Below are 6419 nucleotides of genomic sequence, written 5' to 3'. Positions count from 1 at the left end.
TCGTCGGCATACTGCACGGCTGCTTACGCCACCACACCGAATACGACGAACACACCGCCTGGGCACACCGAACCGCGCAACAGCCCACCGCCGCTTGACAAATTACGGACCTGGGATGTCTAGAGAGGGTGAAGAAGGTCAATCTGAAGCGGGTCGGCGACTTCACCAAGTTCGCGCGGGATAGCTCGAGGCAGTTGGGTGAACAGACCAGCGACCTCAAGGACGCCGCGTCAGATTCGTTCGGGAAGCTGACAGCGAAGAAGTCTGACCCCTATCAGGAAGCGATAGTCGAGTACAACGGCGCGTTCACTTCGATGAACGACAAAGGCGTGTCTCTCCTACTCCTGCGCGAACGGTCGACAGATCTAATCGAGCTGGTCGAACTGCTGATCAACAGCGTGGTCAATACTCCGAAGGCGTTCGAGACCGACATCGCCAAGATCGACATTCATAAAGCCCAGTTTCTGGGGGCGGAGGAGTTCGCGCGGAAGGATCTCGAAGCCGCACGACAGTCGGCGGCAGGTGCCACTGCCGGGTTCTCCGCAGGCGCTGCGGTCGCGAGCATGGCTCCGACTGCTGCGCTGTGGGTTGCGACTACCTTCGGCACCGCATCGACCGGCACCGCGATCTCCGCACTCTCCGGCGCTGCTGCGTCCAACGCCGCACTCGCATGGCTCGGCGGAGGGGCGGTCGCGGCCGGCGGCGGAGGCACTGCAGCCGGCGGCGCCTTGCTCGCCCTCGCCGGTCCCATCGGCTGGACGGTGGCCGGTGCCACGCTGCTCGCGTCGATAGCGGTGTTCACCAAGAACAAGTTCGATAACCGCGAGGCGAAGCACGCGGCGCTGACATCGGTGAAGAAGAACACCGCTCAGATCGAAGCCATAGACGCTCGGATCGATGATCTCCTCCGGCGTACAGCGGCCCTCCGAGACAAGCTCCTGCGAAGCTATAGCGCAGCACTCACGTGCTTCGGCGCTGATTTCCTCGCGTTGTCCGTGCCCCAGCAGTTCCAGCTGGTGGCGCTGGTCAACAACACAAAAGCATGCGCAGCTCTGCTGACGAAGCGCATCGAGCAGGGTACCGAATATGTATGAGCCGGCGAAGCTCACGAAGAGCAACCAGGAACAAGCTGTCGCTGCCTGGGTGAACTACCTCAATCAACTCCGGCTCGACAACCTCCTGAGCACCCTTAACCAGCAAGACATGAATCTGGCGGATGCGCTCGCCAGCGTTACCGCAGCGGTTCGGAAGATCGACCTCGAGGTGGTCACCACCAACCGCGGCGGCGTGAAGGGCATGCACGGCTTCATCGCCGAGGTCGCAGAGGTGGGCGTCGGCAACGCCCGACGCCAGATCTTCGGCGAAAACCCGCTTTACCAGTGGGTGAACGACAACGGCCCCGTCGACCTGATGCGCAGCGGCGTAGCGATCCAGCAGAAGTTCTTCGCGGCTGGCAACCGCTTCGGCCTCGGCGCGATCGCGGACCACCTCCAGAAGTATCCCGACTTCGTCGAGAACGGCGGGAAGTACCAGATTCCCAGCGATCACTTCGAGGTCATCCAGAAGCTGCACGCCATGCCACGCGAGGAGGCCGGCAAGCTCCTGACTCGCACCGGCGACGGCCCATCTTACGGAGACTGGACGCGAGTGCAGTCCTTCTTCGAAGAGCGCTCTCTCGGCGTCGAGTCACTCGAGCCCTCACACCTGAAGTACTCCGAGGTCCAAATGGGCGCCTACGGCGCAACTCTTCAGTCAGAGACGGATTCCCTCCGCTCCACCGATCAGTCCCTGCGTGACGACGCCTACCAAGCAAGCGATCCGACCCTACGGGAGGGCACGAAGGCCACACTTGCGGCCGCCGCCATCGAAGGCGGGACCGCACTCGCGCTGGCCGTGATCGCGAAACGCCGTGCAGGCAAGCCCCTGAAAGACTTCACACGCGAGGACTGGACCGACATCGCGGGCGAAGGAGGTCTCGGTGCCGCCCAAGGCGGTGTCCGAGGACTCAGCATCTACTGGCTCACGAACTTCACCGCCACCCCCGCCGCGGTCGCCAGCTCGATCGTCACCGCTGCCTTCGGCGTCGCGGAGCAGGCGAACAAACTTCGTCGCGGTGAAATCGATGAGTTGGCGTTCATCGAGAACTCGGAACTGGTCTGTCTGGAGACTGCTGTCAGCGCCTTGTCCTCCTTCGTCGGCCAGGCCATCATCCCGGTGCCACTCCTCGGTGCCGTGATCGGCAATACTGTTGGCGTTGTCATGTACAAGGCTGTGTCGTCTTCGCTCTCGAAGCGAGAAGCGTCGCTGATAGAGCGTTATCTCGGCGAGCAGCAGATCCGCGACAGGCACCTCGCCGCCGAGTACCAGCAGCTCATAGAGCAGCTGGATGCCAGCATGTCCGACTACCTCGGTGTGCTCGAACGGGCCTTCTCCCCCGACCTGGAGGTCGCGCTCCGCGGATCCGTCGACCTGGCCCTCGAGCTCGGGGTGGCCACGGACGATGTCTTGGATTCCGACGAGAAAGTTCTCGCCTACTTTCTCGACTAGGGCACTGCCCTAGAAGCGTGGACGGGCCCTGTTCGGACCAAATGCCGATGGAGACGTCCGCTGACCAACCGGAATATTTGTGCACCACACTTCTGACAGTGAAATTTCACAAGACGACTGCACTGGACGGTAAAACGCCAGCACGGAGTGCAGCCCACTTCTGAAACTGACAGGATCGCGCGATTCGCACATCGAAGGTGTGACAGAAACGTTCGATTTTGGCAGTACCGAACAGGGCCATGACCAGTCTGCGTGCGATATGGGTGTCAGTTTCAGAAGACGGCGACACATTTTAGTAGAGGACGTCACGAACCACCGCCGCACACATCATGGGGATGGTGACGTCCCGAACTCGGCGGAGATCTTGACGCTGCATGCGATCGCACACGCGCTCGGCGTGGCGCTGCCCGGAGCCCTCCTGTCCGGTAGGCGCGGGACAAAAGGCCCGCGAAAACAGACCTCAGTCCTACGCCCCGTCGACCGGTAGCCCCGAGAACCGTCGGGCATCGTCACGCATCCGCTCGAGCACGGCGAAGTTGCTCAGCACGATCTCCGGTTCGTACATAGCCGTAGCTCTCAGCCCCCGTATCCGAGCGAGAAGCTCCTGATCCGACAGGCTCTTCAGCCATGCTGAGATCTGCGCGGCGCTCGGGGCGTCATCCATCCGAACGATGGTCTCGACCATGTCAAGCCGAACAGTCGCGGCCCCAAGGCGATCGCTATGCAACTGTGCTGCAGATGTCGCCGACCCGCTTGGCAACGCGCTACGCTCATTTTCACGGCCGACCGAGATCTCGTACCGAGCAGGCAAGGGCGGTGCCGGTGGTTCGATCCCTGTGATCAGGCGTGGCACTGCCTGAGTCCGTACCCACGTGGCGAGTTCGTCGAGCTCCTTCATCAGTACCGGCCAGCGCTCGGTACCGGGCCGGTTGATACCGATGGTCGGGAAGAGCGCGACAGGGATGTGCTGACCTCTGGGGGTCTTCGCGATCACCTCTCCGACCTGTAGAGGCACCTCCGGACGACGCTCGATATCTGCCAATGACGGCGGCGTAAGGTCCTCGCGATGGACCGCTGCGAGACGGACGGCCGTGACAGCTGGTGCTCGGTGCTTCGAGTGGTTCGTGTGCAGCGTTAGCAGCGCCATCGGGTGATCATGCGAGCTCACCGTCCGGTGGAAGGGCTGGAGCCGCTCGATGCGCTTGATCAACTCACTACCCCGTTGCAGGGAAGGAGGTCCGTTCCTTGCGCGGCCCTTCACCCATGCGTCGAATGCATCGTAGGTCTGCGCCGCCGGCATCTCGACCACCTTGGCCCCCTTCTTGTCGAGTGTGCCATCGCGGTACTCGACCTCGGCGAACAAGGTGTGCTCGATCGCGTTTCGTAGGACGACCAGGGCGTCGGCGACGAGGAGGACGACTTTGCGCGGCATTGGCGACATGCTCACCACGACAGTCTGACTGTGCGTGATCATCGGCACCTCTCGCAGCTGGATTATTCCTCCCGGCTGCGTCTGATAGTCGAAGAGGAGGCTGGCGACTTCTCCGATGAGCTCGTCGGCGTGCGCGAGCGTCGCCGCCACGGCCAGATGGTGGCCGGGTAGCCATGCGTAGCTCGAACTCATCCTCGGTCCTTCTGGATCGGCGTCGTATGTGGAGGCCATGCTCCGACCCTCACGGAGACCGCGGCGAATTGGGAGCAATCGGCCCGATCTCGTGGTGTGGATTCCGAGCAGATCGACGGCCGACGTCGAGGACCGCATGCCGTTCCTTCGTCACCGGCGTACACGCTGGCTTCAAGTGCAGTTACCTCAACGTCAATACGCGTTGACGCACCGACGGCTTTGCTGACTACCAGTGGTGAATGAGCATTCGCCGGACAGTCGGCCAGTAATACCGCCTGGACTATCCCTCCGTCCCAAGGCTTTATAGGTGACAAATACACCTCGGCGCGTCGGCTGTAAGGGGTCAGCCGGTCAGCGGGCCTGGACCGCCTGCACCCCGCCATAGGGGAGCGCTTCGAGCCGCTCTTTGAAGTCGTCGTAGTTTCCGACAACCGCGCCGGGCTCCGAGGCTAGGTCGAAGTCCCTGCGGATCAGACGCATGTCTTTGCGCACTCGCTCGGTCTCGTCGGTGACTTCTGTCAGCTGGTGCTCGATGTCTTCCAGGAGACCCTCTACATCCCGACGCAGGGCTGATTTCTGGTGATCTCGCAAGAACGCGTCCTTGTGACGGGTTAGAGTCCTGCGGACACGCTCACGACCATTCACGCGGACGGCCTGGCGTTGCGCTCTATCGATGCGAGCGAACAGTTGCTCGAAATTCGCTGTGGTAAGCGCCTGCAGGTCTTGGTCTGCTTCGTGCTCTAAGCAGTGCAGGACAGCCCGCGCGAACCCGACCTTGTCGAGCCGCAATTTGGTTCCTGCCTTTTTGCACGCGGCTTCGGCCGCTTTGAAGACTTTTTGGCCTGCCGCGACCGGCACGGCCGTGACGGCCGCGGCAACCTCGGCGGCCTCTTCGGGTGACAGGACCTCGGCGGCGTAATGTCGAATGGCCATAAGGACTAGGTCGACCGGGATGAGGTCCTCAATCTCGCGGATCGAGTCAGATGCCACCGACACATCGCTGATATCGAGGTCGCTGGACTGAATCACGAACTCATCGTCCACGTACTTCTTGTCGCGATAGCCCTTCTTTAGTTCTTGGCGGATGCCGTCAGCTTCGTCGTCGCCGTCCAGCAGGACCACGACTGCCGGGGTGTCGACGTCGCGGCCCCGGGCAAGGTAGACCATGTATGGGATGTGCTCAGCCGATCCAGATGGAACTAGGGACAAGCTGTTCAGGTCCAAAGTGGCTCCGGTGCTCTCGGCGCGACGGGCCAATGAACTGATGCCAGCGAGCAGCACTTGGTCGGCCTGACCTTCGAGCATTAGGTTGCAGTTGCTGATGAAAGTTGTTTCGGCAACGAAGGCACCAAAGGCTGAACGGAGAGGCTCGTAGTGATTGCGGCCCGCATTTGCGACCAGGCGAGTGCCTTCTTCGCCATCCCCCTTCTCAAGAACGCGGATCCGTTCGCTGTGGTTCTTGTCGATGAGGAACGGCGAGTGCGTCACGTACACAACCTGGATCGGCTGCACCGATCGGTCCGTTGGTTCGGCAAATGAAGCGAAGATCCGTAACAGGTCCTGCTGGCCGAGCATTGATAGGTACGCGTCCGGCTCATCCATCAGCAGGATCTCCTGCGCCCCAGTCGGGGCATGTGAGAGGTACTGAACGAAGTAGGACAGGAAATAGCTCATCCCGCCACTGCGCTCGCTGAACGCGTACTCGCTGCCGGTGCGGTCTCGGACCGTGAAGACTAGGTCGAAGTCGCGCAGAGTTACCGCACCGTCAAGGAAGGTTGACGCATCGGCGATCAGTGAACCTCTCAGCTGCTGCCTGGTGACTTCATCAGCTCGACTGCCTCAGACATGCCGTATCGACTATCAAGAATTTCGAGTGCCTCAGCAAAGGTCAATGGCGGGCTGGAGTATCGGGATGACATTGTCTTCAGTGCCCGTATTGCGGCGTCGGGAGAAACGGAAACGGTGTTCGCAGCGAAGTCTGCTGGTTTGATCACCTGGATGTGAGCAGGAACTTTGCCTTGAGGGAGGTGTTTGATGTTGTCCGAAACTATTGCCTCTGCTCCGCCGACGACGGCCGCCGCAACCAGGTGTTCGTCGTCGGGGTCGGGTAAGCCGAAGGAGCCATCTAAGCCTGGTTGCACCGATTCGGTAGCGACCAAGCGCGGGTCGCAGACACGAAATGCCCTGTCGTAGTGGAAGAATGAGATTTCTCGAGGATCAAATTCGGCCACAACGAAGGGCATCTCGC

Annotated in this window: 4 protein-coding genes and 1 pseudogene; 2 read left to right on the top strand and 3 right to left on the bottom strand. The window is 61.4% G+C overall.

Going from position 1 to position 6419, the window contains the following annotated elements:
• Positions 1–128: 128 nt before the first annotated feature.
• Positions 129–1094, top strand: a complete 966-nt coding sequence (locus KVY23_RS24565; RefSeq protein WP_230558512.1) for a hypothetical protein — start codon at positions 129–131, stop codon at positions 1092–1094.
• Entirely contained in the window at positions 1087–2547 is a 1461-nt protein-coding gene (locus KVY23_RS24560) for a hypothetical protein (protein WP_230558511.1), read from the top strand. The genes KVY23_RS24565 and KVY23_RS24560 overlap by 8 nt, the downstream gene beginning before the upstream one ends.
• Positions 2548–3013: 466 nt before the next feature.
• On the opposite strand, the gene KVY23_RS24555 is transcribed toward KVY23_RS24560, so the two are convergent.
• From KVY23_RS24555 to KVY23_RS24545, 3 genes and pseudogenes are all read right to left on the bottom strand, one after another.
• Complete coding sequence (locus KVY23_RS24555) at positions 3014–4171, bottom strand: hypothetical protein (RefSeq protein WP_230558510.1); 1158 nt, start codon at positions 4169–4171, stop codon at positions 3014–3016.
• Between the two features lie 351 nt (positions 4172–4522).
• Positions 4523–5923 (bottom strand): ATP-dependent endonuclease, encoded by a 1401-nt coding sequence (locus KVY23_RS24550; protein ID WP_230558513.1) that lies wholly within the window; start codon positions 5921–5923, stop codon positions 4523–4525.
• Between the two features lie 50 nt (positions 5924–5973).
• Positions 5974–6419, bottom strand: a pseudogene (locus KVY23_RS24545) (hypothetical protein); the annotation flags it as partial.

Source organism: Rhodococcus sp. I2R (assembly GCF_020889545.1).
GTDB lineage: Bacteria > Actinomycetota > Actinomycetes > Mycobacteriales > Mycobacteriaceae > Rhodococcoides.
This window is presented reverse-complemented; position numbering and strand designations above follow the sequence as displayed.

What these genes read in the sequence shown, in the direction of transcription:
- KVY23_RS24560 (WP_230558511.1), top strand. Translation starts at nt 1,087, where the DNA reads ATGTATGAGCCGGCGAAGCTCACGAAGAGCAACCAGGAACAAGCTGTC.
- KVY23_RS24555 (WP_230558510.1), bottom strand. Translation starts at nt 4,171, where the DNA reads ATGAGTTCGAGCTACGCATGGCTACCCGGCCACCATCTGGCCGTGGCG.